The sequence below is a fragment of the Pseudomonas sp. NFX1 genome (assembly GCF_051123555.1).
Taxonomy (GTDB): domain Bacteria; phylum Pseudomonadota; class Gammaproteobacteria; order Pseudomonadales; family Pseudomonadaceae; genus Aquipseudomonas; species Aquipseudomonas capeferrum.
This window is the reverse complement of sequence record NZ_CP169366.1, coordinates 3,278,518-3,304,102: the sequence shown is the minus strand read 5'-3', so window position 1 is coordinate 3,304,102 and position 25,585 is coordinate 3,278,518. Positions and strand designations below refer to the sequence as shown.

The window sequence follows — 25,585 nt, the reverse complement described above, 5'->3', positions numbered from 1 at the left end:
AACCAGGGGCACACCCTGATGAGTACAGGCAAAGGCGCCTGGAGCTTCCGCTCCAGGCGTTTTTTTTTGATCGAGGATCGGCTATGACGGCAACAGCGAACGGCAGGCAACGAGAGCAACTGGTGATTGTCGGCAACGGCATGGTCGGCCACCACTGCGTCGAGCAATTGATCGAGCGTGGCGCCTTGCAGCACTTCGAGGTGCGGGTGTTCGGTGAAGAACGCCAGCGTGCCTACGACCGTGTGCACCTCTCCGAATACTTCGGCGGCAGCTGCGCCGAGACCCTGGCGATGTGCGAGCAGGGTTTCTACCCCAGCCAAGGCGTGCACCTGCACCTGGGCGAAGCGGTGGTGGAGATCGACCGCACGCGCCGCGAGGTGGTTACCACCCAAGGCCGCTACGCGTACGACCAGTTGATACTGGCCACCGGCTCCTACCCGTTCGTCCCGCCGATCGAAGGGTCCAGCGGCAACGCCCGCCTGGTCTACCGCACCCTCGACGACCTCGATGCAATCCGCGCCGCCGCCAGCAATGCCCAGCGTGGTGTGGTGGTGGGTGGCGGCCTGCTGGGCCTGGAGGCGGCCAATGCACTCAAGTCCCTGGGCCTGGAAGCGCATGTCGTGGAGTTCGCCCCACGCTTGATGCCGGTGCAGCTGGACAGCGAGGGCGGTGCGGCGCTCAAGGCACAGATCGAGGCCCTGGGCGTGGGCGTGCACCTGTCCCGCGCCACCCAGTCGATCAGTGCCGGTGAGGGCTATCGCTACCGCATGAACTTCGACGGCGGCGAACACCTGGAAACCGACCTAATCGTGTTCTCCGCCGGTATCCGCCCGCAGGACGCCTTGGCCCGCGCATGCGGGTTGGACATAGCCGCGCGAGGCGGGGTGGTGGTCGACAACCACTGTCGCACCAGCGATGCGCGCATCTTCGCCATCGGCGAGTGCGCCTCGTGGAACGGCAGCGTGTTCGGCCTGGTTGCGCCGGGCTACAGCATGGCCCGTAACCTGGCGGCGCTGCTGGCGGGGGATGCTGCGGTTGCCTTCACCGGTGCCGACATGTCGACCAAGCTCAAGCTGCTGGGCGTGGATGTCGGCTCGATCGGCGATGCCCATGGCGCCACGCCAGGCTCGCGCAGCTACCGCTTCATCGACGAAGCCAACGCCGCCTACCGTCGGCTGGTGGTGGATGCCAGCGGTAAGCATGTGCTGGGCGCGGTGCTGGTGGGTGACAACAGCTACTACGACACCCTGTTGCAGTACGCGCAGAACGGTATAGCCCTGCCTGCCGACCCGGCCGCGTTGATCCTGCCACAAACGGGCGGCGCGCCGGCCCTGGGTGCCGACGCCCTGCCCGACAGCGCGACCATCTGCTCGTGCCACAACGTCAGCAAGGGCGCGGTCTGCGCCGCTATCGACAGCGGCTGCAGCGACCTTGCCTCGGTCAAGGGCTGCACCAAGGCGGCCAGCGGTTGTGGCGGCTGCGCAGCCCTGCTCAAGCAAGTGTTCGAGCACGAACTCACGGCCCGCGGCGTGACGGTCGACAAGAGCCTCTGCGAACACTTTGCCTACACCCGCCAGGAGCTTTACGGGCTGGTACGGGTTGGCGGTATCCGCACTTTCCATGACCTGCTCGTGCGCCATGGCAAAGGCCATGTCGGCTGCGCTATCTGCAAGCCGGCGGTGGGCAATATCCTTGCTTCGTGCTGGAACCAGCCGATCATGGACCCGGCGCTGGTACCGCTGCAGGACACCAACGACACGTTCATGGCCAACATGCAGAAAAACGGCACTTACTCGGTGGTGCCGCGCATACCGGGCGGTGAAATCACCCCCGACAAGCTCATCGTCATCGGCCAGGTGGCCAAGAAGTACGACTTGTACACCAAGATCACCGGCGGCCAGCGCATCGACCTGTTTGGTGCCCAGTTGCACGAACTGCCGCTGATCTGGGGCGAGTTGATCGAGGCCGGCTTCGAGACGGGCCATGCCTACGGCAAGTCGACCCGCACGGTGAAGTCATGCGTGGGCAGCACCTGGTGCCGTTATGGCGTGCAGGACAGCGTCGCCATGGCCCTGCGCCTGGAGGACCGCTACAAGGGCCTGCGCAGCCCGCACAAGCTCAAGTTCGCGGTATCCGGCTGCACCCGCGAATGCGCCGAGGCGCAAAGCAAGGACATCGGCGTGATCGCCACCGACAAGGGCTGGAACCTCTACGTCTGCGGCAACGGCGGCATGCGCCCGCGCCACGCCGAGCTGTTCGCCACCGACCTGGACGACGAGACCTTGGTACGCCTGATCGACCGCGTGCTGATGTTCTACATCCGCACCGCCGACAAGCTGCAACGCACCTCGGTATGGCGCGAAAACCTGGAGGGCGGGTTGGCCTACCTCAAGCAGGTGATCCTCGACGACAGCCTGGGCCTGGCAGCCGAACTGGAAGCGCAGATGCAGCATGTGGTCGATCACTATGAATGCGAATGGGCCAACGCCCTCAACGACCCGGAAAAGCTCAAGCGCTTCCGCACCTTCGTCAACGACCACCGCGCCGACCCGGACGTGCACTTCGTCCGCGAGCGCGAACAACGCCGCCCTGCTGCAGCGTTGCACCTGATCCCCACTGCCGAGGAGGCTGTCTGATGAACCTGTCCAGTACTGCTGTAGCGCACCAACCCAACTGGCAAACGGTCTGCCAGGCCCGCGACCTGGTTGCCGATTCCGGCGTGGTGGTGTGGCACGAGGGTGCCCAGGTGGCGCTGTTCTATCTGCCAGGGCAGGAGCAGGCGTTGTATGCGCTGGACAACCGTGACCCGCGCTCGGGGGCCAACATCATCGGCCGTGGGCTGGTGGGGAGTGTGCAGGGCCAGCTGGTGGTGGCGGCGCCGCTTTACAAGCAGCATTTCAGCCTGCACAGCGGGCATTGCCTGGAGGATGCCGCGCAGCGGCTGCGGGTGTGGCCGGTGCGGATCAATGGTGAAGCGGTGGAGCTGGCGGTGGCGTGATGAATTGTTGAAGCCCCGGATGCTGTTCGCCGTTGGATTTTCGCCGTATGGGAGATCGAGCGCCGCCCGCGCGGCGCTCGATCTCCCAGGCGACAAAAACGCTGCGGCGAGCACTGCCCACCCCCCCAATGCGGTAAGCTTCAGGCCATGAACCTCGACACCCGCATCAAGTACCGCCACCTGCTGTGCTTCCTGGAGATCGCCCGGCAGGGCAGCCTGGCCAGGGCTGCCGACAGCCTCGCGATCAGCCAGCCAGCGATTTCCAAGACCCTCAAGGAACTCGAAGAGCTGCTGGAAGCACGCCTGTTCGAACGCAGCCGGCACGGCGTCGAACTGACCCCGGCCGGCACCCGCTTCATGCGCTACGCCGGGCCCAGCGTACAGGCCTTGCGCGATGGCGTGAGCAGCCTGCGCGGCGAAGCACGGGCGCCGTCGCAAGTGCGCATTGGCGTGCTCTCTACCGTCGAGGGCTTGTTGATGCCCGAAGTGCTGTGCCGCCTGCATCAGCGTCATGAGGCGTTGCTGATCAGCGTGGTGACCGGGGCCAGTGCGCAGTTGCTCGGGCAATTGCGCCTGGGTGAGCTGGAGCTGGTGGTCGGGCGCATGACCGACAGCCCGCAGATTCAAGGCCTGTCGTTCGAGCACCTGTACAGCGAGTCGATGAGCCTGGTCGTGCGGCCGGGGCACCCGCTGCTGGCCACCACGCCAGTGGAGCGGGCGCAGGTGGGGCGCTATCCGCTGGTCTTGCCACCCCCCGGCACCACCATTCGCCAGCACGCCGACAGCCTGTTCGTTCAATGTGGTGTGCAGCTGCCGGCGCAACGCTTGGAGACCTTGTCGCTGGCCTTGAGCCGCCGCTATCTGCTGGGCAGTGATGCCGTGTGGGTGGCACCGCGCGACGCCGTGCTGATCGACCTTGGCCGTGGCGAACTGGTCGAACTCGACCTGGGCGTGCGCGAGCCGGGCGGCTCGGTCGGCATCTGTCGCAATGCCGCCTCGCCGCAGAGCCTGCCGGGGCAGTGGGTGTGCGAGGTGCTGCGCGAGGTGGCGGGGCAGTACCGCGAGGGTAGCTACCCTTGAACCCGTGCTGTCAGCAGGGCACTGAGCGCCTTGAGGTTGTCATCACTCAGGCTGCCGCTGGCCGCCATCAGGCGTAGCTGCGCCTGCAAGATAGCGTAGCGCTGGCGGGCCAGTTGCAGGCGGGTGCGGGTTAGCTGCTGCTCGGCATCCAGCACGTCGCTGCTGATGCGCGCGCCTGCCTCGAAGGCGTGCGTGGTGATCCGCAGGTCACTCTGGCTGGAGCGCATGGCCTGTTGCAGGGCCTGATACTGACTGATGCCGCCCGTCAGGTTGAGGTAGGCCTGGCGCGCCATGAAATCAGCTTCGCGCCGTGCATCTTCCAGTTCATCTTCCGCCGCGCCCTGCAGGGCACGCGCCTCGCGGGTACGGCTCTGAGTACCGCCACCGGCATACAGCGGCACGCTCAGTTGCACGCCAACCACCGTCTGGGTGTATTTCTCCTCGGGTACGGTAACGTCGTAAAGGCTGCCACCGACCGAGGCAAACCGGCCATGCGCGGCCACCAGGTCGAGGGTCGGCAGGTGGCCGGCTCGTTGTTTTTCCACTTCCTGCTCGGCGATCAGCTGGCGCACCTCGGCGGCCTGCACCTTCAGGTTGTGCTGGCGTGCCTGGTCGGTCCAGGCATCCAGCCGTGCCGGTTGCGGGCCACTGAACGCCACCTCGTCGTCGAGCCTGGCCAACTCGCCCGGCGTGCTGCCCGTCAGCCTCGCCAATGCCTGCTGGTTGAGGCGCAAGGCATTACCGGCGGCAATCTGTTCGGCCAGCGCCAGGTCGTAGCGGGCCTGGATGCGCTGCACTTCGTTTTCGGTCCCCGAGCCCTCGCGCCGAAAGCGCTGTGCCTTGTCCAGTTGCTGGCCAAGGGTCTGCACCTGCTGGCGGCTGGTGCCCAGTTGGTCTTCGGCAAGCAACAGCTCGAAGTAGGCGTCGGCCACGCGCAGTATCAGGTCCTGGCGCGCGGCCAGCAGGTCGATTTCGCCCGCCGTTGCCAGGGCCTTGCCCTGTTCATGGCCGATGACGTTCTGCCAGCGCAGCAGGGGCTGGATCAATACCAGCGCGTAGGCATTGGAGTTGTCGCGGTTGCGGCTGGCCGCCCCGCTGTGTTCGCGGTCGACCCAGGCTGCGCCGCTTTCCAGGGACAGGTGCGGCAGCAACGTGGCCAACCCCTGCGGGGCCTTTTGTGCAGCCGCCAGCTGGCGTTGCTGGGCGGCGGCATAGGCCATGTCATGCCCCAGGGCCTGCTGGTAGGTCTGGTACAGGTCGCGGGCCTGTACGGGGCTGGCGCAGACCAGCGCCAGTATCAGCACCGCTAGGCGGATTCGTGTGCATTGTCCGAGCACGTCGCGGACTCCTTTGCAAGTGAGGGCTTGTGTTGGCGGGGGTTGCGCATCAGTAGCACCATCGGGACGCCGACCAGCATCACTGCACCGAGCAGGCCGAAGAGCATGCTGAAACCGAGCATCTGCGCCTGCTCCCGGGCCTGGACGAAGGCCAGCAGGGCGTTGGCCTGGTCAGCGCCGAGCAGCTCGGTGGAGAGCCGCCGCGGGTCGAGGCTGGCCAGGTCCCAGCCACTGGTGACCAGGCGGTTTTCGTCGACATGCTCGGCGAGCTGCCGGTAGCGCGCCCAGGAAAAACGCGTGAGCAGGGTGGCGGCGATGGCGATACCGACGCTGCCACCGAGCTGGCGCATCAGGTTGAGCACGCCGGAACCTACCGAGATCAGCTGTACCGGCAGTTGGCGCATGGCCAGGTTGGTCAGCGGCACGAAGATCATGCCCAGGCCGAACCCCCGGATGATCAGCGGCCAGTACAGTGTGTCGGGGTTGCTCTGCAGGGTGAACTGGGTATGCAGGTACATGGCGTAGCCGTAGACCAGGATGCCCACGCAGATGAAGTAGCGCTCATCGATGCGGTTTTCCTGCGACAGCTTGCCGATTACCAGGGTGCTTACCGCGCTGGCCAGGGCCCCAGGGAAGATCACCAGGCCGCTCTGGTAGGCACTTTGTTCGAGCAGCGTCTGCAGCAGCAGGGGCACCATGAACAGCGTGCTGTACAGGCCGAAACCGACGCAGAAGGCGCACACCGAACCCAGCAGGAACTCGCGGTTGTTGAACAGCGCCAGGTTGACGATCGGGTTGCTCACCCGCCGCTCCCAGTAACAGAAGCCCACCAGGCCAAGCAGCGCCAGGGCCAGGCACAGCAGGCTCAGGTCCGACTCCAGCCAGTCCCAGTGCTCGCCGCGCTCCAGCAGGATCTGCAAGCTGCCGACACCGACGGCAAGCAACAGGAAGCCCAGGTAGTCGATGCTCTGCGGGCGGCGCTCGTTGGGCGAGTCGCCCACGCACAGCCAGGCCAGCAGCAGGGCCAGCGCACCAATGGGCAGGTTGATCAGGAAGATCCAGTGCCAGGAGAACTCATCAATCAGGTAGCCCCCCACCGACGGGCCGAGGGTCGGCCCCATCATCACCCCGACGCCATACAAGGCCATGCCTGAGCTGACCTTCTCCTTGGGGAACACGTCATAGATGATCGCCTGCGAGATGCCTAGCAGTCCGCCCCCGGCCAGGCCTTGTATCACGCGCCACAGCACCAGTTGCCAGAGCTCCTGGGACACGGCGCAACCGAGCGACGCCAGCACGAACAGCGCCGACGACACCAGGTAGTAGCGGCGCCGGCCAAACCAGGCAGACAGCCAGCCGCTGGCTGGCAGGATCACCACATTGGCCACGATGTAACCGGTAGAGATCCAGGAGATTTCGTCCACCGACGCGCCAAAGCTGCCCATCAGGCTCGGAATGGCGACGTTGACGATGGTCACGTCGAGCAGCTCCATCATCGAGATCAAGGTCACCGTCACGGCCACCAGCCAGGGCGACTTCATAGTGCCTGCCCGCTGTCGCGGGTATCGACCTCGACGAACACGCTCATGCCTTGGCTAAGTGCCTGCTGCATGGCCGTGGGCAGTTGCCGGAACTCGATCCGTGCCTGGATGCGCTGCACCACCTTGGTGAAGTTGCCGGTGGCGTTCTCCTGCGGCAGCAGCGAGAACCGCGCACCGGTGGCCGGTACCAGGCTGTGCACCACACCCTCGAGCTGTTGCCCCGGAAAGGCGTCGACGCTGATGCGTGCCGGTTGGCCGACCCGTACTCGGCCGATCTGGGTTTCCTTGAAGTTGGCCACCACCCACATGCGCTCGGTGCTGACCAGGCTCAGCAGCTTTTGCCCGGCCACCACGAATTGCCCAGGCTGCACATCCTTGTGCACGATGACCCCGGCCCGGGGCGAGGCCTGCCGGGTATCCTGCAGCTCGATACGGGCCAGGGCCAAGGCCGATTCGGCTGCCTTGATCCGGTACTCTTCCACCTTCAGTGCCGCCTGGTTGGCCAAGGTGCCTTCACGGGCGGCAGTGGAGTTGTCCCGGGCAGCCTGCAATTGATGGTTCAGGGCATCGAAGCGGGCGCGCGCGGCTTCCAGGTCCTGGGTGCTGACCACACCCTGCTCGGCCAGCCGTTGCGTGCGCCGATAGTCGCTGCGTGCCTGCTCGGCGTTGGCCACCAGTTGTCCGATAGTGGCCTGTGCTGCCTGGCTGCGTGCGGCGGCACTGCGCACCTGGCTGTCCATCAGGCCAGGCATGCCGCCCTGGCCTGTGGCGACCAGCGCGCCCAGATAATTGGCTCGGGCCTGTTCGAGCCGCTGCTGGTATTCGTCCTCACGCACCTGGAACAGCAGGTCTCCCTGCTTCACCCGGGTGTTCTCGTGCACCGGCACTTGTACCACCACGCCGCTCAGCCTGGCCCGGATAGGGATGATCACGCCTTCCACTTCGGCGTTGTCGGTGCTGACGTACTGCTTTGCGTATTGCCAGCGTTGCAGCCCCAGTACGGCCAGGCCTGCAATGACCAGCACCGATACTGCCAACTTGGTGTACTTGCCTTTCACCATGTCACACGCTCTCGTCCTTGTCGTTTAAGGCCATTGCCCCTTGCCTGCGGTGCGCGCAGGCAAGGGGCAATGCTCAGCTGGCTGCCGCCACGCAAGTGGCTTGCGCAGTCGCGGTGGCGCGCTGGTCGAGCAGTTCGAACACGCCGTCCCACAGCACGGTACGGGCCACCAGCGCATCGGCTGCACTCTTGGCCAGCGCCTGTTGCTGTGCGGGTTCGCTGACGATCTCGGCGATGATGCGTTTGGCCGCCGGGCCGTGATCGTCACCGTCCATCTCGATGTGGCGCTTGAGGTAGTAGGTCAGCATCGGCACGCTGGCTTCCTCGATCGCCCAGCGCTGCAGCAGGCCGCCGAACATGTCGGGGATGATGTCCTCGCGGCCGAAGAAGAAGTACGCCAGTACCTGCTCGGTCGAGCCGTGCAGGGCAACGTCGAGGGTCTTGCTGACGAAGACCTTGGCCGGCAGCGGGATGTCGACGTTGGTCAACGCCTGGGCCAGTGGCACGCCTGCTTGCAGCAGGGCCTGGAATTGACGGAACGGGCCAGTGTCGGCGCCAATCTCGTCCATGGCGCTGAGGTACAGGTCCAGGTGGCTGATGAAGCCGCCGCCAGGGTGCTCGTCGGTTTCTTCGCCGGTGACGATCTCGTTGATCAGCCGCGCGGCAATGATGTGCCGCGGCGGCAGCCAGGGCAGGCTGACGCAGGTCAGGTCGCGCTGGATACGCTTGAGCAGCGTCATGAAATCCCACACGGCGAACACGTGGTTCTCCATCAGCAGGCGCACGTCATCCAGCGAGCTGATCCTGGCGAACAGGGGGTGTGCCAGCAGGGTGCGGCGTTCATTCTCGATCATTGCATCTACATCAAAAGACATACTCGGCTCCTTGAGTGTGGGGGCGGTGTACCGGGCGCAAATTACTGCCCGGGGCGGCCTGGCGGTGGCATTGCTTGCCAGGCGCCGGCATAGGGGAAACGTGCCTTGCAGTAGCGCAAGGCGCCGAAGAAACGCGGTTCGAGCAGCGCCTGCCGGCCTTCGTACCAACCGCTGGCGAGCAGTTGGCGGTGCAGCCGTGGCAGGCGCCAGCACGGCACCCGCGGGTACAGGTGGTGCTCCAGGTGATAGTTGGAACCTAGGTGCAGCAGGGTGCTCAGCCAGGCGGTGCGCGAGCGTGCCACCGGCCGGTCGACGCAGGCCTCGAAGGCATGCTCCTGATAGGCGTTGAGCGCGGAAATCAACAAGGCCAGCAACAGGCACCCAGCCATCGCCGGCAGTAGCACCGGCCACTGCGTCGCCAGCGCCAGCCACAGCGCCGGCCACAGCAGTTGGCAGGCCAGATTGACCCTGGCCAGCAAGCGGATCTGCTTGTCCGGAAGCGGCAGCGTGCCTTCGACCTTGGCGCCGGGCAGGGCCAGGCGCACGGTCTGCAGCAGGTACCAGGCGGTGGCATGCAGGCGCGACACCAGCAGCCGGGTAACGGCCAGGCGATAGCGCCGCAACAGGCGCCAGTCCGGGTCCTTGGGGCCGCCGTTATGGCGATGGTGCTGCCAGTGGTCGACGAAGTAGCCGGTGACGCAGAAGCCGGTCAGCATCGAACTCAGCAACACCGCCAGCATGCAGCTGTACAGCCGGTTTTCGCTAAGGTTGAAGTGGAAGCCCTCGTGGCCCAGGATGCCCTGCAGAAACAGGCCGTAACCCGCCGGCAGCAGCAGTGGAAGGGCCAGCGGCCATGCCTGCGGCAGCTGGCTGAGGGTCTCCACCAGTACTGCCAACGGGACGGCGAACAGCAGCAACGCATAGCCGACCACCCAGGTGGTTTCCAGCGCCGACGGCTTGAGCAGGCTGCGGTCCGGGCGTAGCGTGGGCTTGTCCAGTGCCAGTTGCGTCATCGGCCTGCCCTCAGTCGATCAGTTCGGGCTTGAGCGACAGCTGCCCGGCGTTGCTCAGGCGGCGCAGGCGCAGGCTGATGAACGCGTCGACCACGCTCGGCAGCCAGCGGGCGGTGTACATGGCCACGCTGCCGAGGAAGGTCAGGCCACGGTTGCGCAGGCCACGCTGGGTGCAGGCACGTACCAGGCCATTGCTGGCGTCATCGAGTTTTTCTTCCAGCGACAGCAGCACGCGCTCGCCGCGCTTGAAGCTGACCAGGCGCTTGACCGACAGGCCGACCCGTTCGGCCGGGTCGTGAATGGCCGTGTCGATGAACCCAGGGAACACCGTTACCACGTCCAGTTGCCCGGGGTACTGCATGCGCAGTACATCCGAATAGGCGCTCATGGCCCGTTTGCTGGTGGCATAGGCAGCGACGTAGGGCGCGTTCACCAGGGCAAACAGCGAAGACACGTTGACCACCTTGCCCTGCGTGCGCAGCAGCGCCGGCAAGAACCGCGAGGTCAACTGCCAGGGGGCCAGCAGGTTGATTTCCAGGGCGCGGCGCACGTCGTCGTTTACCCCCGTCTCGCCGCGCTCCAAGGTCAGCACCCCGGCATTGTTGACCAGGATGTCGATGTCGCCGAAGCGCTCCAGGATCGAGGCGGCGGCTTCGTCCAGGCGCTCGCGGTCGCACAGGTCGAGCAGGTAGTAGGCATCGAAGTTGAGGGCCGTGTGCGGTTCGAGCCGGTCGATGCCGATCACGGTTGCACCTTGCTGCTTGAGCTTGCGCGCGGTTTCCAGGCCCAGGCCGCGTGCCGCGCCGGTGATGACGACGATCTTGTTGAGCAGTTTCACAGGGTGACTCCATTGGCAATGCTGAAGGTGGCGCCATGCAGGTAGCGGTCGAGGTTGGCCGTCATGCTGAAACGCCCGGGAGGGTGGAACTGCAGGCCACGGGTGCTGGCCAGCCAGTCGCAACTCAGGTTCGAGCGGATGAAGGCCAAGCCACCGAGCATCTGGTGGGCCAGGTCGGAGGCGCTGGCCAGTTGCTGCTCGATGCCGTAGCGGGTCAGCAGCAGGCGCGCCAGCAAGTCATCGGCGTCGCCTTGCAGCTGATCGACCTCATGCGCCAAGCCCTCCAGGGCGCTCAGGCACAATTGCAGTTGGCAGGCCAGTTGCACCCGCTGCTGGTCGCTCCAGCGGCGCTCGTCGATTGCCCGCTCCACCAGGCCCATGCAGGCCCCCAGGTAACTGGCGCTGATCAGCAGCTCGAACCAGATGAAACCGATGGTCTGTACGTCGCCCAGCTGCGACTTCAGCCCGGCGGAGAAGATCATCTTCTCGCTGACGTACACATCCTCCAGGCGCAGCTCCAGGCTCTGTGCACCGGCCAGGGCGCTGTTGCCCCAGAACGGGTGGTGGCTGATGCCCGGTGCGGACGCGGGGATGAGGGCGATCATCAGCTCTTCGCCATGCTCGCTGGCACGGCTGAAGCTGGCGGTCAGCAGGTCCATCGAGCGGGTCAGGCTGCACGGTTGCTTGCTGCCGCTCAGGCGTACGCCGTCGGCCAGTTGCAAGGCTTCCATGCCGGCATCGAGGATGCCGCCACCGGGCACGCCTTCAGCGAAGCCGGACGCCAGCAGCAGGCGCTGCCGGGCGATGGCTGACAACAACAGGCCTTCGGCGCCTGTGCCCTTGGCGGCAACCGCGACCAGGCTGGCCACGGAAAACTGATGCATGGTGCTGGCCACGGCCAGCGAGGGCGACAAGGCGCCGAGGGCGAGCTGCACATGCAGCGCTTCGCGCGCGCTGGCCCCCAGGCCACCGCCAGCCCCGGGTACCAGCAAGGCAACCGGCCCGTTTTGTTTGAACCAGTCCACCACCGGGCTACCTGCCGCCTCGCGCTGCTCGAATGGCAGCTCTGTCAGCAGGTCGGCGAAGCCTGGGGCAAAGCGGTTCAGGGTTTGCCTGGCGTTTTGCAGGAGTGGCAACGGCATGGCATCAATCCTTGATCTGGCTGTTCGGGAACAGGCCACTGATGATGGCGCTGATGTTGTCGTGGATAGCTTGCCGGGCTACCGGGTCGAGCATGTCGGCAAGCATCGGCAGGCCCAGGTCGAAGCACGAGCGGAAGGCAATGCTGGCGCCCTCGGCGGTTTCGCTGACTTGCCAGGAGCCGGAGAAGTGGTCGATGTCGCCTGCGGTCTGGCGGAAGTGGATATGCAGGTTGTCGGGGTCGAAGACATCGCGTTCCTGCCACTTGAGAATGCCGCTGTGGAAGTTCACCTCCCAGTTGCTCAGCACCTCGTGCTCATGGATCGATTCGATCTCGATGTTGCGCACCGATTCGCACAGCTGGGGGTAGAGGCTGAAGTTGCTGATAGCGGCGTAGACCTGTTCGGCACTCTGGCTGGGAACATGGGCGGTCAGGCTGACTTCTTTCATTTCGGTGTCCTATTCGAAGGTGCGGGCAAGGGCGCGGGCGAAACCGCCAAGCAGCCATTCAACGTCGCTGTCGCTGTACAGGGCTGGCGGTGTCAGGCGGATTACCCGGTGATCGTTGAGCGAATGGTTGACCACGATGCGTTGGTCGATCAGGTGCATGACCATGTTTGCCGCCAGCCCGGCGTCGGCGAACTCGAGCCCGAGCAGCAGGCCGGCGCAACGCAGCTGCACCTGGGCGCCGCGCGGGTGTTGCCGCAGCACGGTCTGCAGGCCCAGCTGCAGGCGTTGGCCCAGTGCTGCGGCGCGCTCCACCAGCTGTTCGCGCTGCATCACATCGAGGGTCGCCATCACTGCGGCCATGGCCAGCGGGTTGGCGCCGAAGGTGGAGGTGTGCATCAACGGGTTGCGATTGAGCGGTGCCTGCATGTCGGCGTTGCAGACCATGGCGCTGACCGGCACGCAGCCACCGGACAGGCTTTTGCCGACCAGCAGGATGTCGGGCACCACTGCCTCGTGGTCGCAGGCCCACCAGCGACCGGTGCGGCCGAGGCCAGACTGGATTTCATCGGCAATCAGGATCGCGCCGTACTGGTCGCACAGTTTGCGCACCTGCTGCAGGTAGCCGGCAGCAGGCACGATCACCCCGGCTTCGGCCTGTACCGGCTCAAGGATCACGCAGGTGCGTTCGGGTTGTGCCTGCAACTGCAGGCGCAGCGCCTCGGCATCGCCAAAGGGCACGAAATGGCTGTCGCCCAGGCGGTCGGCGAACGGTGTGCGATACAGAGCCCTGCCGGTGACTGCCAGGGCGCCAAGGGTCTTGCCGTGGTAACCACCCTGGGTAGAGATCACGTGCTGGCAGCCATTGAGCCAGGCCAGCTTGAGCGCCGCCTCGGTGGCTTCGGTGCCGGAGTTGCAGAAGTACACATACTGCAGTGGGTCTGGGCATACCGAAGCCAGGGCCGCAGCGGCCTGGGCCTGGAACGGGTTGAGCATCAGCTTGCTGGCCATGGGGTGGCTGTGCAGCTGGCGGCTGACCTGCTCGACGACCTGCGGGTGCGAATGCCCGAGCAGGAACACGCCATAGCCACCGGCATCCAGGTAGCGATGGCCGTCCATGTCGTACAGATAGACGCCTTCGGCACCCACCTCGATGGGCAGGTTCATCATCGAGGCCAGGCGGGCATAACCCGCATTGACATGGTCACGGTACTGCGCGCGCACGCGCTCGGCATCAAGCCCTTCGGGCAGGGGGGTGAAGCTGTTCATCGTCTCAGGCCTCCATGGCCAGTTCGCCACGGCGCTCGCCCGCTGCCGGAATTTTCAGCATGCGTTGCATGGCCGAAAGCTTGGGCGCCAGGCATGCCAAGGTAAGCGCCAACTCCTGGCGCGGTGAGCGCTGGGCCAGGCGCTGGGCCGGCAACAGTTGCTCCAGGGAGCTGGGCAGCGGCTGCAGCAGGCTGGCGTAGCGGCACAGTTGGGTCGCCCGGCCGAGGGCTGCGCGGATGTTCTCTTCGAGGGCCGGCAGGAACACCGGGCGTACCAGGCGTTCGTAGATGTCCGGGTTCATGCAGCGCGGGCGCTGGAAAGGTGTGCTCTGGTCTTGCATTTGTTCGCACATGAGGTCGAGCAGGGTGCGGATATCAAGCGCCTGTGGGCCGTTGGTGAGGAAGTAGTCGTCACCGATCAGGCGCTGATCCAGGGCACTGGCGATGCCGGCAGCTGCCACGTCGCGGGCGATGACATCGACACGGCCGCCCTCCGGGCAGGGGATGATCGGCAGGTAGCCCGACATCATCAGCCCCATGGTCAGGTGAAAGCCCTGCAGCATGGGCATGTGGCCGCTGTGGCTGTCGCCGATGATGATCGACGGGCGGAAGATCGAAACCGGTACGCCGGCCTCGCGCACCAGGGTCTCGGCTTGGCGCTTGACCACTTCGTACGGGGTCGAGGGCATCACCCCAGGGTGGTAGTCACAGGGGTGGGTGAAGGCAGTGCTGATGTGGTACAGCGGCACGTCGGCATCGCGGACAAACTGCAGCACCTGCTCAGTGCCTTGGTAATTGACCGAGAACACCGCTTCGGCATGGCCATCCAGGCGGGTAATGGCCGCGCAGTGGATGACCCAGTCGACCCGTTTGGTCAGTGCCAGGTAGTCCGTGTGGGACAGGCCCATGCGCGGTTGGCAGATGTCGCCGCGCAGGGTTTCGACCCCAGGGTGGCGAATGCTGCTGCGACGGGTCAGGCAGACCAGGTGATAGCGCTCGGCCAGTTGGTCGATCAGGGTATCGCCCAGTACACCGGCTCCGCCGGTAAGGAAAACGGTCAGCCGCGTTTGTCCAGACATGGACTAGCACTCCTTGCTCGCTAGGTTGATGAAGTGGCCCGTCTGCCTGGCAGCCGCAAGGGGGCCAAGGAACCGGAGCGATTAAAAAAGCCGACCTGTGTGCCTGTGTTTCAGTGGCAACGGCCGGCAAGCGGCCCTGCGCCTGGGTGGAGACCCCGATCGGCGCGGGCTGGAGGGGATGATGGCGATTTAGAACTGCTGATTCTTGAACGAATCGCTTGTATTGCGCAGTACCACGGCGACGCGGCTGGGCGACATGCCGACCATGCGCCGCATCATGCGGGTGAGGTGGGCCTGGTCAGCGAAGCCGCCGGCGATGGCGGCATCGCTGAGGCTGGCGTCGTGGGCGAGGGCATGGCAGGCACGTTCGAGCTTGCGCCAGATGATCCATTGCGACAGTGGCACGCCCATCTGGTGCGTGGCGAAAAAGCGCAGGCGTGGGCTGGACAGGCCCACCGCGCTGGCCGCGCGCGACACCGCGCCGATGCCCGCCCAGTCCTGGCGCAGCAGGTGCAGGGCATTGGACAGGCGTGGGTCGAAGCTGTCGGGGGGCACCAGCTTGAGTTCGAGGGCTGCGACTACCTCATCGAAGTTGGCGGCCTGGCGCACGCAATCGACGATGTCACGGCTGACCGCTGCCTTGCCGCTCTCGTCGAGCAGGGCTTTCAATGCGCGGCCAAGCGGCGCGTCCGGGTAGAAGTAAAGGAAGGCAACGCGGTCGGGGTTGGGCAACGAGCGATGGTCGACTGAGGGCCCGATCAGTACCCCAGGTGCACTGAGGGCATGGTTACCGAACTCCACGGTGATGTCGTAGCGCAGGCCGATGCACAGCTGGATGGCGACGTGGGCGTGGGCTGCGGTTTGGTCGGTCTTGCCGGTGTAGCCCAGCCAGTAATCACCGAAAGTTACTGCTCCGTCCCATCTCATTGTGCATCCCTGAAGCCCGTTCTAGACAGCCTGGCCGCGCCCGGGCCAGCATCCTGAAAGCGGCAGATGATAGCGTTATGGTATATCTTGGTCGATACAAAGCGTAACGAATGATCTTTTGCACTAATTAAGGCTTTTCTGATGCATGCAAGGCTGTTGAACTAATCAGTGTTTACCCGCTCCTATGCCGGTAGCCATTGGTCACGGCCGCCTGCTAAGCTCGCGGCTTTACCCTGATTGCCCTTATGGCGCATGAACAAGGAAATAGCATGAAACAGCATCGTTTGGCGGCTGCGGTTGCCCTGGTAGGCCTCGTATTGGCTGGCTGCGACCAACAGGCCAGCAGCCCCGAGCTGAAGACTCCGGCACAGAAAGCCTCCTACGGTATCGGCCTGAACATGGGCAAAAGCCTGGCTCAGGAAGGCATGGAAGACCTTGACTCCAAAGCGGTTGCGCTGGGCATCGAAGACGCGGTCAGCAAGAAAGAGCAGCGCATCAAGGACGAAGAGCTGGTAGAGGCCTTCACCTCGCTGCAGAAGCGCGCCGAAGAGCGTCTGGCCAAGGCCAGCGAAGAAGCCGCTTCCGCCGGCAAGAAGTTCCTCGAAGACAACGCCAAGAAGCCAGGCGTGGTCACCACCGCTTCGGGCCTGCAGTATGAAGTGATCAAGAAAGCCGACGGCCCGCAGCCCAAGCCGACTGACGTAGTCACCGTTCATTACGAAGGCAAGTTGACCGATGGCAAGGTGTTCGACAGCTCCGTCGAACGCGGCAGCCCGATCGACCTGCCGGTCAGCGGCGTCATCCCTGGTTGGGTCGAAGGCCTGCAACTGATGCACGTCGGCGAGAAGTACAAGCTGTTCATCCCGGCCGAACTGGCTTACGGCGCCCAGAGCCCGAGCCCGCTGATCCCAGCCAACTCGGTACTGGTATTCGACCTTGAGCTGATCGCCATCAAGGACCCGGCACAACTGCAAGGTGCAGAGCCGGAAGCCGAAGCACCGGCGCAAGCGCCTGCCGAAGCACCAGCAGAAGAACCAGCCAAGTAATACTGGCTGCTTTTGCACAGAACGCCCCGTCTTGACGGGGCGTTTTCGTTTGCGCGGTAGACGCTTGGAAGAACCTCTGTCGGCTGATACTGTCCGAGCAATAGCAGCGTGATGAAGTAGGATGCTTCTGACGCAAATCGTTTGCGCAACTGAAACGTCTGTGTAAAAAACGCCCGATCTGACCGGGACCCTTGCCTAGTGGGCACCTGACGTCAGAAACTTCGCCCTGTTCACAAGGTTATCCACAATAAATGTGGATAACCCTTCCTCTCGGAGGCTCCATGAGCGCACCCTGGAATTTCGCCCGTTTCCTGCCGCTGGCCGAGCGCCTGCTCAGCCGCGGGCGGTTACCGGCACTGCTGTTCGCCGTGGCCCGCAAAGGCCCGCGAATCGGTCAGCTGCGCGAGGATGTAAAGCTGCTGCAGTCACTGTGCCTGGCCTGGTGGCGGGGCGAGTACCGCGCCATCAGCCCCAAGGCATTGGTGACCATCGTTGCCGGCCTGCTGTACTTCGTCAGCCCTATCGACGCCATTCCCGACTGGTTGCTGGGGGTGGGGTTCCTCGACGATATCGCTGTGCTGGGCTGGGTGCTGAAAACCGTCGCGGATGAGCTTGGGCGTTTCAAAGCCTGGCGCGACAGCCAGGCGCCAGAGCGGTTGCGGGTGGTCGAGCGCTTGCCGAACAGCCCCGAAGCCTTGCGCCTGGAACGCAATACGCAGTGAAATCAGCCTGAGCTGCACACACTCCCGTACTTGGTAATATAATTGGCATAAGGATTATGCCTATGGATTACATGCCGTAATCCCACGTAAGGGGGTTGTAATGGGTATTCAGGTTATCAGCCGGGACGGTCAGCCCGAGTACGCAGTTGTTCCCTGGGAGCAGTACCAGGCACTGTTGAAGGCAGCAGGGCAGGCGCCTGCCGAGGCAAGCGCCAGTGAAACGCAGGTCAGTGCCGCCAGTGCGCCCTTGCCGGCTTTCAGCGAGGTGGCGCAGATACGTGAGGCGAAGGGCATTGCCCCTGAGCTACTGGCGCGCAATGTTGGTGTCAGCCCGGCCTATCTGGCCATGATCGAATCAGGCGAGCGACAGCCGGACGCCGCCATCCGCCGCGCCCTGGCCTGGCACCTGGGTGTGGCGGGTTGGAGCGAGCCATCATGAGCCAGGTCAGGATCAGCCGCCAGCACTGGCAGAACCTGCTGGACGAGCTTGACCTGGCCCGTCGTCAACGTCATTTGCTGACGTATCGCGCGCTCATCGAGCGCTTGCAACTGCCTAGCCCGGCCATGCAGACGCTGACTGCCGCGTTGGAGTACCTGGCCGTGATCGATGCGCGCGCCGAGCAGCCGTTGCGCAGTTCGCTGGTCATCAGCCAGGGCGCCAGCCGCCTGCCGCGTACCGGTTTTTTCGAGTGCGTCGAGCGGCTGGGCCGCTTTGCCGGGCCGGTTGATGGCATGGAGGCGGCGTCGTGGCATGCCTCGGAAGTCGTCAGGGTATTTGAGTACCCCTATCCGGAAACCGCCTGACAGCCACCGCTCTTACAAAAAGGGCCGGGTGTTTTCACACCCGGCCCTTTTTGTTAAACAGCGCAGCACATCAGTGCTTGGCCACCTGCGAGCTGGCGCTCAGGTAGTCGAGCAGGATGCGCCCCGTTTCGGACAGGTAGGCGTCGTCTTCCGGCTTGGTGGTTTCATCCTCGGCCGGCAGCGCGTCCTCGTCTTCCTTCTTCAGCTCCTTGAGCGGCTCTTCGCCCTTGGCCTTGCGGCGGATGTTCTCCAGGGCCAGTTGCTTGCCCTCGATCTCATCGTGGCGGGCACGGCGGTCCTGTTCGTTGAGGCTGACGGTTTTCTCGCTCATCAGCTTCTGGGCCAGGGCCAGGCGGTCGCGGATGTAAGTGAACTCGGCATCCTTGGCGCTGCGCGCTTCATGCTGCGCCTTGAGCTGGGCCAGGTACGGCTTGAACGGGTCGGCCGCAGGCTTGACCACCGGGCGGATGGTGTCCCACGGCATGGCCTCGGGCAGGGCGCTCTCGCCGATTTCCTTGGTGTCGATGATCGACGGGTAGTCGATGTCCGGCAGTACGCCCTGGTGCTGGGTGCTCTGCCCGGAAACCCGGTAGAACTTGGCCAAGGTCAGTTTCAGCTCACCATGGTTGAGCGGCTGAATGGTCTGCACGGTGCCTTTGCCGAAGGTCTGGCCACCGATGATCAGTGCGCGGTGGTAGTCCTGCATGGCGCCGGCGAAGATCTCCGAGGCCGAAGCCGAGAGGCGGTTGACCAGCAGTGCCAGCGGGCCTTTGTAGAAGGCGCCCGGGTTTTCGTCCTCGAGCACGTCGACGCGGCCGTCGCTGTTGCGTACCAGCACCGTCGGGCCCTTGTCGATGAACAGGCTGGTCAGCTCGGTGGCTTCCTGTAGGGAGCCGCCGCCGTTGTTGCGCAGGTCGATGACCACGCCGTCAACTTTCTCTTTCTGCAGTTCGGTGAGCAGTTTCTTCACGTCACGCGTGGTGCTCTTGTACTCCGGATCTCCGGCACGGTAGGCCTTGAAGTCCAGGTAGAAGGCCGGGATCTCGATGATGCCCAGCTTGTAGTCACGGCCATCCTGCTTGAGCTTGAGCACCGACTTTTTCGCCGCCTGCTCTTCAAGCTTGACCGCCTCGCGGGTGATCGAAACGATCTTGCTGGTCTGGTCGCTCGGGGCATTGCTTGCCGGGATGACCTCCAGGCGTACCACCGAGCCTTTCGGGCCGCGGATCAGCTTGACCACTTCGTCCAGGCGCCAGCCGACCACGTCGACCATTTCCTTGTTGCCCTGGGCCACGCCGATGATCTTGTCGGCCGGGGCTACCTGCTTGGTCTTGGCCGCAGGGCCTGCCGGCACCAGGCGCACGATCTTGACCTGGTCGTTGTCGCTTTGCAGCACCGCGCCGATGCCTTCGAGCGACAGGCTCATGTTGATGTCGAAGTTTTCCGCGTTGTCTGGCGACAGGTAATTGGTGTGCGGGTCGTAGGACTGGGCGAAGGTGTTGATGTAAGCCTGGAAGATGTCTTCGGCACGGGTCTGGTCCAGGCGCGTGAGCTGGTTCTTGTAGCGCTTGGTCAGGGTTTCCTGGATCTGCTTGGGCTCTTTGCCAGCGATCTTCTGGCGCAGTACTTCGTCTTTCACGCGTTTGCGCCACAGGTCGTCAAGCTCGGCCTGGTTCTTCATCCACGGGGCGTCCTTGCGGTCGATCAGCAAGGTTTCCTTGGCGGTGAAGTCGATCTTGTCGACGCCCTTGTTCAGCTCGGCCAGGGCAAAGTCCAGGCGCTGCTTGACGCGATCGAGGTAGCGTTTGTAGATGGTGAAGCCAGGGTCGAGGTTGCCGCTTTTGAGGAAGTCGTCGAACTGCGTCTTCCACTTGTCGAATTCGGCGATGTCGGCTGCGGTGAAGTAGCTGCGCGCCGGGTCCAGCAGCTTGATGTAGCTGTCGTAGATGATCACCGAGCGGGCGTCATCGAGCGGTGGCTTGCTGTAGTGATGGCGCTTGAGCAGCTCAACCACGTTGAGGCTGGCGACGATTTCGTCACGGTCCGGCTGCAGGCTGTCCCACTTGTTGGCGGCCGCCGCATTGCCGCCGAGCGTGAGGCTGCCCAGGCCGATCATCAGGGCCAGGGCGGTGCTGGGTAGGAAATGCTTCATGCTGATTCGACGTGGAGGCAATTGATCACGCATAGTAGGCCGTCTTTTCCGTTGCCGGTTCCATGGAGCCGGGCAAATACTGCAAAAAGCCTGGGGTAAGCGTCCCCAGGCCCAGTCATGATTCAACTATGGAGGCACTGTGAAGGCATTGCAAGGCGTTGACGGACATGTGGAGTGGGTCGAGGCCGAACGCCCGGCCCTTGACGCCGGCCAAGTACGCATTCGCGTGGCGGCTGCGGGGCTTAACCGCGCCGACCTGTTGCAGATGAAGGGCCTTTACCCGCCACCGCCTGGCGCCAGCCCGTACATGGGCCTGGAGTGCGCCGGGGTGATCGAGGAAGTGGGCCCGGGCGCCGACTGGCGCATAGGCGACCGGGTGTGTGCGCTGCTGGCCAGCGGCGCGATGGCCGAGGAAGTGGTGGTGGATGCCCGCCATGTGCTGCCGGTGCCCGAAGGCTTGAGCCTGCAGGAAGCGGCGGCGCTGCCCGAGGTGTACGCCACGGCATGGTTGAACATCTTCCAGTTGGGCGCCGTCAAGGCGGGCGAGAAGGTGCTGGTGCACGCCGGTGCCAGTGGCGTTGGCTCGGCGGCTATCCAGCTGTGCAAGGCGTTTGGCAACCCGGTTTATGTCAGCGTTGGCTCGCAGGACCGCTTGGCCTATTGCCAGGCGCTGGGCGCTGCCGGCGGTGTGGTACGTAACGAGAACCTCGAAGCGCTGGAAGGTCTGGGGCCATTCGACGTGATTCTCGATCCGGTCGGCGCCAGTTACGGGCCGCTCAACCTCAAGTTGCTGGCGCGTGACGGGCGCTGGGTGATCATCGGCCTGATGGGCGGGCGCACGTTCGACCTGGACCTGGCGCTGGTGCTGGGCAAGCGCCTGGAGATCACCGGGTCGACGCTGCGTAACCGTGATGATGGCTTCAAGGCCGAGTTGCTGCGCGAGTTGCTGCAGCAGGTGTGGCCGTTGTTCACCGAAGGGCGTTTGTCGCCGCAGTTGGTGGACACCTACCCGGTGGAATTTGCCCAGGCGGCCTATGCCGAGCTGGAGAGCAACCAGGTATCGGGCAAGCTGGTGATGGTGATCGATCCGAGTCTGGTTTGAGATTGCTGGGGGCTGCAAAGCATCCCCCATGGTCCTCAAGCCCAGCTCAAGATAGGCCACCCATTGATCTGGGCATGTTCGCGCAACACCGCATCCGGGTTCACCACATGCGGGTGGTCCACCTTCAACAACAGCGGCAAATCGTTGCGCGAATCAGAATAGAAACTCGCCCCCTCCAGGTTCTCCTGTTCCTGATCCAGCCATTCCAGCAAGCGGGTGATCTTGCCCTCGCGGTAGGTGAGCACGCCGTGGGTCTTGCCGGTGTACACCCCGTTCACCGCCTCCAGCTCGATCGCCAGGTACTCGTCCACCCCCAGCCGAGCCGCAATCGGCCCAACCAGGTGCGTGCCCGAGGCGGAGATGATCAGGACACGGTCGCCACGCTTGCGATGCTCGGCAATGCAGCGGCAGGCGTCGCCGAAAATGATCGGTTCGATGACGTCTTCCACCCACGGCTGCACCAGGTGTTCAACCTCTTCCAGGGTGCGCCCGGCAATGGGCTCCAGGCTGAAGGCCATGTAGTCCTCCATCTGCAGGTGGCCCTTGCCATAGGCCTCCATCAGCTCATGATCGCGGCGCAGGAATGCCTTGCCGTCGACCCAGCCCAAGCGGGCCATCTGCTCGCTCCACAGCGAGGCGCAGTCACCGTGGATCAAGGTTTCATCCAGATCGAAAATTGCCAGTGCCATTGTTGCAGTCTCCTAGGCCACTTCACGTAACGCCGTGGGGTCGATCGACAAGGATACCCGCTGGCCGTCCGCATGCAGGTCGGCGGACGAGCGGTTGAGCACGTCGACCACCAGTTCCACGTCGCGCACCCGCACCCGGTAACGGATGACGTTGCCCAGCAGGCTATGGCTGTGCACTTCACCGTCCAGCTCGCCATTCAGGCCCAACGTGATGGATTCCGGGCGGATGGCCAGGCGGTTGGCCACCGGGCGTTGCAGCAGGCGGCTGGCGCTGTCTGGGTCGAGCAGGTTGTAGTTGCCGATAAAGCCCGCGGCGAACAGGTCCACGGGGGCGGTGTACAGGGTTTCGGCATCGCCGCTCTGAACGATGCGGCCCTGGTTCATCAGGAAAATGCGGTCAGACATGGTCAGCGCTTCTTCCTGGTCATGGGTGACGAAAATGGTGGTCAGCCCCAGTTCACGCTGGATGGCGCGGATCTGTTCACGTAAGTGCTTGCGGATGCGCGCATCCAGCGCTGACAGCGGCTCGTCGAGCAGCAGCAGGCGCGGGCGGGTCACCAGCGAACGGGCCAGGGCCACGCGTTGGCACTGGCCACCGGACAACTGGTGCGGGTAGCGCCCGGCGAAGCTGCCCAGCTCCACCAGCTCCAGCACCTCACGCACCCGGGCAAGGCTTTCGTCGGCCTTGACCTTTTGCATGCGCAGGCCAAAGGCGACGTTCTGCTCCACGGTCATGTTGGGGAACAGCGCGTAGCTCTGGAAGACCATGCCGATGCCGCGCTTTTGCGGGCTCAGGGGCACGATGTCCTGGCCATCGAGCAGAATGCGCCCGCTGTCCACCGGGGTCAGCCCGGCGATGCAGCGCAGCAATGTTGACTTGCCGCAACCGGACGGGCCGAGCAGGGTGACGAATTCGCCGCGTTCGATCTGGCAGTCGATATTTTCGAACACCGGGGTGCCGGCATAGCGTTTGTGCAGTTGCTGTACGCTGACGAAGCTCATGTCAGGTCTTGTCCTTGTTCAGGCGGTTGGCGACCCAGGTGAGTACCAGCACGAAGGCGAAGTACGAGATCACCAGCGCGCTGTTGAAGTGGCCGCTGCTGTTGCGCATGTTGTTCAGGTACACCTGCAGGGTCTCGTAGCGGGTGCCGACCAGCAGGTTGGCGAACACGAACTCGCCGAACAAAAACGAGAACGACAGCAACAGGGCCACCATCAGGCCTTTGCGCAAGTTCGGCAGCACCACCAGGAACGCCGCCTGCCAGGTGCTGGCCCCGAGCAGTTGGGCGGCGTCCATCAGGTCGCGCAGGTTGATCGCCTGCAGGTTGTTGGTGATCGCCCGGTACATGAATGGCAGGGCGATGGTGAAGTAGCAACCGATCAGGATCCACGGCGTGCCGACCATGGCCATCGGCCCGCTGCCGTACAACTGCAGCAGGCCCACCGATGACACCACCGGCGGCACCGCGAAGGGCAGCAGGATGAGGACGTTCATCAGCGCGTCGAGTTTGGGGAAGTGGTAGTGCACCACGAACAACAGCGGCAGGATCAGCACCACCGACAGCATCAGCGCCCCCACGCACACCAGCAGCGACTGGCCGAAGGCGGCCAGGAAGCGCGGCTCGCTCCACAACGCCACGTACCACTTCAGGGTCAGCCCGCTGGGTAGCAGGCTGGCCGACCAGCTGGTCGCCAGGGAGTAGAGCAGGGTGCCGGCCAGTGGCAGCAGCATGACCAGAAACAGCAGGTACACCACCATGCGGTGGTAGAGGTTGGCATTGGCATCAGCGCGCATGGTAGCTCCTTTTCAGCAGCCATTGATGAACCACCGTGACCAACGTCATCAGCGCCACCAGCACCATGGCCAGGGCGCTGGCCAGGTTGGGGTCGAGGCTGATGTCACCGGCCACCAGGCCGGCGATGCGGATCGTCAGCACGTTGAAGTTGCCGGTGGTCAGCGCATAGACGGTGGCGTAGGCACCCAAGGCATTGGCCAGCAGGATGACGAAGGTGCCGAGCAGCGCCGGGGTCAGCACGGGCAGGCCGATATGCCGCCAGTACTGCCAGTGGCTGGCGCCAAGCAGCGCGGCCGACTCACGCCAGTCTTCACGCAGGGCGTCGAAAGCGGGGTACAGCAACAGCACGCCCAAGGGGATCTGGAAGTAGGTGTAGACCAGGATAAGCCCGGTCTTGGAGTAGATGCTGAAGTCTTCCAGCAGGCCGATCTGCTTGAGCAGCAAGGTCAGGGCGCCGTTGAAACCGAGCAGAATGATGAATGCAAACGCCAGCGGCACGCCGGTGAAGTTGCTGGTCATGTTGGCGAAGGCGCTGACGAAGTCGCGCAGGCGTGAATCCACCTGGCGTAGCGAGTAGGCGCCGAGGGTAGCGATGACGATGCCGAACAGGCTCGACCAGAAGCTGATCTCCAGGCTGCGTTGCAGGGCCTGCAGGTAGAACTTCGAGGCGAACACCTTGCTGAAGTTCTCTACACCCCAACCCGCTTCCGACTGCACGCTGTTGATTGCCACCCAGGCCAGCGGGGCGATCTGGAAGATGACGAAGAACACGGCGAACGGCAGCAGGCAGAGCAGGGCAAGGTAACGGCCGCGATGGCTGGCATTCACTTGAGCAGCTCCCGGCACACCGATTTGTCGTGGGCCACGCCGAGCAGTTCGCAGAGGGTCCCACACAACTCGGTTTGCAGCGGTTTGGCTGCAGGGTCGAGGCTGAACCCGTCGCCAAAGACGAACAGCGGGACCTCGCGTTCCTCGGCGAGCAGGCCGTTGTGCGAGCGGTCGTTGTTCATGCCGTGGTCGGCGGTGACCAGCACCTGGTAGCCCTCTTCGAGCCAGCGCGGCAGGTAGTCGGCCAAAAGGATATCGGCACTGCGCGCCGCGTTGCGGTACTGGCTGCTGTCCAGGCCATGGCGGTGGCCGACATCGTCGATGCTCATCGGGTGCACCAGCAGAAAATTCGGTGCGTGACGGCGGCGCAGGTATTCGGCATCGGCCAGCAAGTGCGAATCGGGGTAACGGTCGTCCCAGTAAAACAGCCCATGCTGGATCGGCAGCTTGGGCGCATGGGTGTGGCGATCGCGCTGGGCGTCGAAGGGCGAGCGGTTGTACAGCTCGCTCATCCAGTGATAGGCCGCCGCCGCCGTGCCCAGCCCCGCTTCGCGGGCGTAGTGGAACACGCTGCGCTGGTTGGACAAGCGGTTGACGTTGTTGTGCACGATACCGCTGTCGATCGGCGATACGCCGGTGAGGATGCACTCGTACAGCGGGCGCGACAGTGATGGCAGCTCGCATTCGACGCGGTACAGCGCGGCGCGATCGGCCTCGACGTAGGCATGCAGGTGGCCCATGGCATGGTGGGCGACCTGGTGGTTGAGGCCGTCGAGCAGGACCAGGATGACGTTGTGTTGCATGGTGGCTCCAGTCAATAACCGCGTTGCCTGCTTCGCGGGG

General features: G+C 64.4%; 25 protein-coding genes. 8 read left to right on the top strand and 17 right to left on the bottom strand.

All coding sequences use genetic code 11. The annotated features are described in order from the left end of the window. Nucleotides 1-83 precede the first annotated feature (83 nt). The 3 genes from nirB to pcaQ all read left to right on the top strand — a co-directional run bounded on the left by nirB (nucleotide 84) and on the right by pcaQ (nucleotide 4,078). Complete coding sequence (nirB, locus tag DJ563_RS14805; protein WP_434517949.1) at nucleotides 84-2,636, top strand: nitrite reductase large subunit NirB; 2,553 nt, start codon at nucleotides 84-86, stop codon at nucleotides 2,634-2,636. Next, nucleotides 2,636-2,998, top strand: coding sequence for a nitrite reductase small subunit NirD (gene nirD, locus DJ563_RS14800; protein WP_434517948.1), 363 nt, complete (start codon nucleotides 2,636-2,638; stop codon nucleotides 2,996-2,998). The genes nirB and nirD overlap by 1 nt, the downstream gene beginning before the upstream one ends. Nucleotides 2,999-3,145: 147 nt before the next feature. Then, entirely contained in the window at nucleotides 3,146-4,078 is a 933-nt protein-coding gene (pcaQ, locus tag DJ563_RS14795) for a pca operon transcription factor PcaQ (protein ID WP_434517947.1), read from the top strand. On the opposite strand, the gene DJ563_RS14790 is transcribed toward pcaQ, so the two are convergent. The 11 genes from DJ563_RS14790 to DJ563_RS14740 form a co-directional block, all read right to left on the bottom strand. Next, a complete protein-coding gene (locus DJ563_RS14790) occupies nucleotides 4,069-5,415 on the bottom strand; it encodes a TolC family outer membrane protein (RefSeq protein ID WP_274099922.1) in 1,347 nt (448 codons plus the stop codon). The two genes, pcaQ and DJ563_RS14790, sit on opposite strands and share 10 nt — an antisense overlap. Further along, complete coding sequence (locus DJ563_RS14785; RefSeq protein WP_434517946.1) at nucleotides 5,385-6,956, bottom strand: DHA2 family efflux MFS transporter permease subunit; 1,572 nt, start codon at nucleotides 6,954-6,956, stop codon at nucleotides 5,385-5,387. Before DJ563_RS14785 ends, DJ563_RS14790 begins: the two co-directional genes overlap by 31 nt. After that, nucleotides 6,953-8,017 carry an HlyD family secretion protein gene (locus DJ563_RS14780; protein WP_274099921.1) on the bottom strand — a complete coding sequence of 355 codons (1,065 nt, stop codon included), beginning with the start codon at nucleotides 8,015-8,017 and terminating at the stop codon, nucleotides 6,953-6,955. Before DJ563_RS14780 ends, DJ563_RS14785 begins: the two co-directional genes overlap by 4 nt. A 73-nt stretch (nucleotides 8,018-8,090) precedes the next feature. Further along, nucleotides 8,091-8,891, bottom strand: coding sequence for a DUF3050 domain-containing protein (locus DJ563_RS14775; RefSeq protein ID WP_227696841.1), 801 nt, complete (start codon nucleotides 8,889-8,891; stop codon nucleotides 8,091-8,093). Nucleotides 8,892-8,932: 41 nt separating this feature from the next. Next, nucleotides 8,933-9,904: a fatty acid desaturase gene (locus DJ563_RS14770; protein WP_274099920.1), complete on the bottom strand. Its 972-nt coding sequence runs from the start codon at nucleotides 9,902-9,904 to the stop codon at nucleotides 8,933-8,935. Nucleotides 9,905-9,914: 10 nt separating this feature from the next. Then, entirely contained in the window at nucleotides 9,915-10,742 is an 828-nt protein-coding gene (locus DJ563_RS14765; RefSeq protein WP_033700762.1) for an SDR family NAD(P)-dependent oxidoreductase, read from the bottom strand. Next, entirely contained in the window at nucleotides 10,739-11,884 is a 1,146-nt protein-coding gene (locus tag DJ563_RS14760) for an isobutylamine N-hydroxylase (RefSeq protein WP_047581711.1), read from the bottom strand. The genes DJ563_RS14765 and DJ563_RS14760 overlap by 4 nt, the downstream gene beginning before the upstream one ends. Nucleotides 11,885-11,888: 4 nt before the next feature. Continuing rightward, the gene (locus DJ563_RS14755; RefSeq protein ID WP_047581713.1) at nucleotides 11,889-12,332 is read right to left on the bottom strand and encodes a type II toxin-antitoxin system RatA family toxin; all 444 of its coding nucleotides are present in this window, start codon (nucleotides 12,330-12,332) and stop codon (nucleotides 11,889-11,891) included. Nucleotides 12,333-12,341: 9 nt separating this feature from the next. Beyond that, entirely contained in the window at nucleotides 12,342-13,598 is a 1,257-nt protein-coding gene (locus DJ563_RS14750) for an aspartate aminotransferase family protein (protein WP_274099919.1), read from the bottom strand. Nucleotides 13,599-13,602: 4 nt separating this feature from the next. Next, nucleotides 13,603-14,676 (bottom strand): SDR family oxidoreductase, encoded by a 1,074-nt coding sequence (locus DJ563_RS14745; protein ID WP_274099918.1) that lies wholly within the window; start codon nucleotides 14,674-14,676, stop codon nucleotides 13,603-13,605. Nucleotides 14,677-14,865: 189 nt separating this feature from the next. Continuing rightward, the gene (locus DJ563_RS14740) at nucleotides 14,866-15,603 is read right to left on the bottom strand and encodes an AraC family transcriptional regulator (RefSeq protein ID WP_274099917.1); all 738 of its coding nucleotides are present in this window, start codon (nucleotides 15,601-15,603) and stop codon (nucleotides 14,866-14,868) included. Between the two features lie 269 nt (nucleotides 15,604-15,872). Between DJ563_RS14740 and DJ563_RS14735 the strand changes: the two genes are divergently transcribed. The 4 genes from DJ563_RS14735 (at nucleotide 15,873) to DJ563_RS14720 (ending at nucleotide 18,175) form a co-directional block, all read left to right on the top strand. Then, entirely contained in the window at nucleotides 15,873-16,649 is a 777-nt protein-coding gene (locus tag DJ563_RS14735) for an FKBP-type peptidyl-prolyl cis-trans isomerase (protein WP_047581718.1), read from the top strand. Between the two features lie 281 nt (nucleotides 16,650-16,930). Further along, a complete protein-coding gene (locus DJ563_RS14730; protein WP_033700753.1) occupies nucleotides 16,931-17,371 on the top strand; it encodes a YkvA family protein in 441 nt (146 codons plus the stop codon). A 100-nt stretch (nucleotides 17,372-17,471) separates the two neighbouring features. Next, nucleotides 17,472-17,810: a helix-turn-helix domain-containing protein gene (locus DJ563_RS14725; protein WP_274099916.1), complete on the top strand. Its 339-nt coding sequence runs from the start codon at nucleotides 17,472-17,474 to the stop codon at nucleotides 17,808-17,810. Beyond that, a complete protein-coding gene (locus DJ563_RS14720) occupies nucleotides 17,807-18,175 on the top strand; it encodes a hypothetical protein (protein ID WP_033700749.1) in 369 nt (122 codons plus the stop codon). The genes DJ563_RS14725 and DJ563_RS14720 overlap by 4 nt, the downstream gene beginning before the upstream one ends. A 70-nt stretch (nucleotides 18,176-18,245) precedes the next feature. Here the strand turns inward: DJ563_RS14720 and DJ563_RS14715 are convergent, their stop codons facing one another. After that, nucleotides 18,246-20,327, bottom strand: coding sequence for a carboxy terminal-processing peptidase (locus DJ563_RS14715; RefSeq protein WP_434517945.1), 2,082 nt, complete (start codon nucleotides 20,325-20,327; stop codon nucleotides 18,246-18,248). A gap of 139 nt (nucleotides 20,328-20,466) precedes the next feature. Between DJ563_RS14715 and DJ563_RS14710 the strand changes: the two genes are divergently transcribed. Next, complete coding sequence (locus DJ563_RS14710) at nucleotides 20,467-21,429, top strand: NAD(P)H-quinone oxidoreductase (RefSeq protein ID WP_434517944.1); 963 nt, start codon at nucleotides 20,467-20,469, stop codon at nucleotides 21,427-21,429. A gap of 35 nt (nucleotides 21,430-21,464) precedes the next feature. On the opposite strand, the gene DJ563_RS14705 is transcribed toward DJ563_RS14710, so the two are convergent. From DJ563_RS14705 to DJ563_RS14685, 5 genes are read right to left on the bottom strand one after another with little or no spacing between them, the layout of a single operon-like run. Next, entirely contained in the window at nucleotides 21,465-22,118 is a 654-nt protein-coding gene (locus DJ563_RS14705; RefSeq protein WP_186654614.1) for an HAD family hydrolase, read from the bottom strand. Nucleotides 22,119-22,130: 12 nt separating this feature from the next. Continuing rightward, complete coding sequence (locus tag DJ563_RS14700; protein WP_434517943.1) at nucleotides 22,131-23,120, bottom strand: ABC transporter ATP-binding protein; 990 nt, start codon at nucleotides 23,118-23,120, stop codon at nucleotides 22,131-22,133. 1 nt (nucleotide 23,121) lies between these two features. Beyond that, a complete protein-coding gene (locus tag DJ563_RS14695) occupies nucleotides 23,122-23,913 on the bottom strand; it encodes an ABC transporter permease (RefSeq protein WP_274100442.1) in 792 nt (263 codons plus the stop codon). Then, nucleotides 23,903-24,742 carry an ABC transporter permease gene (locus tag DJ563_RS14690; RefSeq protein WP_274100443.1) on the bottom strand — a complete coding sequence of 280 codons (840 nt, stop codon included), beginning with the start codon at nucleotides 24,740-24,742 and terminating at the stop codon, nucleotides 23,903-23,905. Before DJ563_RS14690 ends, DJ563_RS14695 begins: the two co-directional genes overlap by 11 nt. Then, complete coding sequence (locus DJ563_RS14685; protein ID WP_033700741.1) at nucleotides 24,739-25,545, bottom strand: alkaline phosphatase family protein; 807 nt, start codon at nucleotides 25,543-25,545, stop codon at nucleotides 24,739-24,741. The genes DJ563_RS14690 and DJ563_RS14685 overlap by 4 nt, the downstream gene beginning before the upstream one ends. Nucleotides 25,546-25,585: the final 40 nt, after the last annotated feature.

What these genes read in the sequence shown, in the direction of transcription:
- DJ563_RS14780 (WP_274099921.1), bottom strand. Translation starts at nt 8,017, where the DNA reads ATGGTGAAAGGCAAGTACACCAAGTTGGCAGTATCGGTGCTGGTCATT.
- nirB (WP_434517949.1), top strand. Translation starts at nt 84, where the DNA reads ATGACGGCAACAGCGAACGGCAGGCAACGAGAGCAACTGGTGATTGTC.
- DJ563_RS14700 (WP_434517943.1), bottom strand. Translation starts at nt 23,120, where the DNA reads ATGAGCTTCGTCAGCGTACAGCAACTGCACAAACGCTATGCCGGCACC.
- DJ563_RS14685 (WP_033700741.1), bottom strand. Translation starts at nt 25,545, where the DNA reads ATGCAACACAACGTCATCCTGGTCCTGCTCGACGGCCTCAACCACCAG.
- DJ563_RS14695 (WP_274100442.1), bottom strand. Translation starts at nt 23,913, where the DNA reads ATGCGCGCTGATGCCAATGCCAACCTCTACCACCGCATGGTGGTGTAC.
- nirD (WP_434517948.1), top strand. Translation starts at nt 2,636, where the DNA reads ATGAACCTGTCCAGTACTGCTGTAGCGCACCAACCCAACTGGCAAACG.
- pcaQ (WP_434517947.1), top strand. Translation starts at nt 3,146, where the DNA reads ATGAACCTCGACACCCGCATCAAGTACCGCCACCTGCTGTGCTTCCTG.
- DJ563_RS14725 (WP_274099916.1), top strand. Translation starts at nt 17,472, where the DNA reads ATGGGTATTCAGGTTATCAGCCGGGACGGTCAGCCCGAGTACGCAGTT.
- DJ563_RS14750 (WP_274099919.1), bottom strand. Translation starts at nt 13,598, where the DNA reads ATGAACAGCTTCACCCCCCTGCCCGAAGGGCTTGATGCCGAGCGCGTG.
- DJ563_RS14740 (WP_274099917.1), bottom strand. Translation starts at nt 15,603, where the DNA reads ATGAGATGGGACGGAGCAGTAACTTTCGGTGATTACTGGCTGGGCTAC.
- DJ563_RS14770 (WP_274099920.1), bottom strand. Translation starts at nt 9,904, where the DNA reads ATGACGCAACTGGCACTGGACAAGCCCACGCTACGCCCGGACCGCAGC.
- DJ563_RS14775 (WP_227696841.1), bottom strand. Translation starts at nt 8,891, where the DNA reads ATGTCTTTTGATGTAGATGCAATGATCGAGAATGAACGCCGCACCCTG.
- DJ563_RS14760 (WP_047581711.1), bottom strand. Translation starts at nt 11,884, where the DNA reads ATGCCGTTGCCACTCCTGCAAAACGCCAGGCAAACCCTGAACCGCTTT.
- DJ563_RS14705 (WP_186654614.1), bottom strand. Translation starts at nt 22,118, where the DNA reads ATGGCACTGGCAATTTTCGATCTGGATGAAACCTTGATCCACGGTGAC.
- DJ563_RS14785 (WP_434517946.1), bottom strand. Translation starts at nt 6,956, where the DNA reads ATGAAGTCGCCCTGGCTGGTGGCCGTGACGGTGACCTTGATCTCGATG.
- DJ563_RS14745 (WP_274099918.1), bottom strand. Translation starts at nt 14,676, where the DNA reads ATGTCTGGACAAACGCGGCTGACCGTTTTCCTTACCGGCGGAGCCGGT.
- DJ563_RS14735 (WP_047581718.1), top strand. Translation starts at nt 15,873, where the DNA reads ATGAAACAGCATCGTTTGGCGGCTGCGGTTGCCCTGGTAGGCCTCGTA.
- DJ563_RS14715 (WP_434517945.1), bottom strand. Translation starts at nt 20,327, where the DNA reads ATGAAGCATTTCCTACCCAGCACCGCCCTGGCCCTGATGATCGGCCTG.
- DJ563_RS14755 (WP_047581713.1), bottom strand. Translation starts at nt 12,332, where the DNA reads ATGAAAGAAGTCAGCCTGACCGCCCATGTTCCCAGCCAGAGTGCCGAA.
- DJ563_RS14720 (WP_033700749.1), top strand. Translation starts at nt 17,807, where the DNA reads ATGAGCCAGGTCAGGATCAGCCGCCAGCACTGGCAGAACCTGCTGGAC.
- DJ563_RS14730 (WP_033700753.1), top strand. Translation starts at nt 16,931, where the DNA reads ATGAGCGCACCCTGGAATTTCGCCCGTTTCCTGCCGCTGGCCGAGCGC.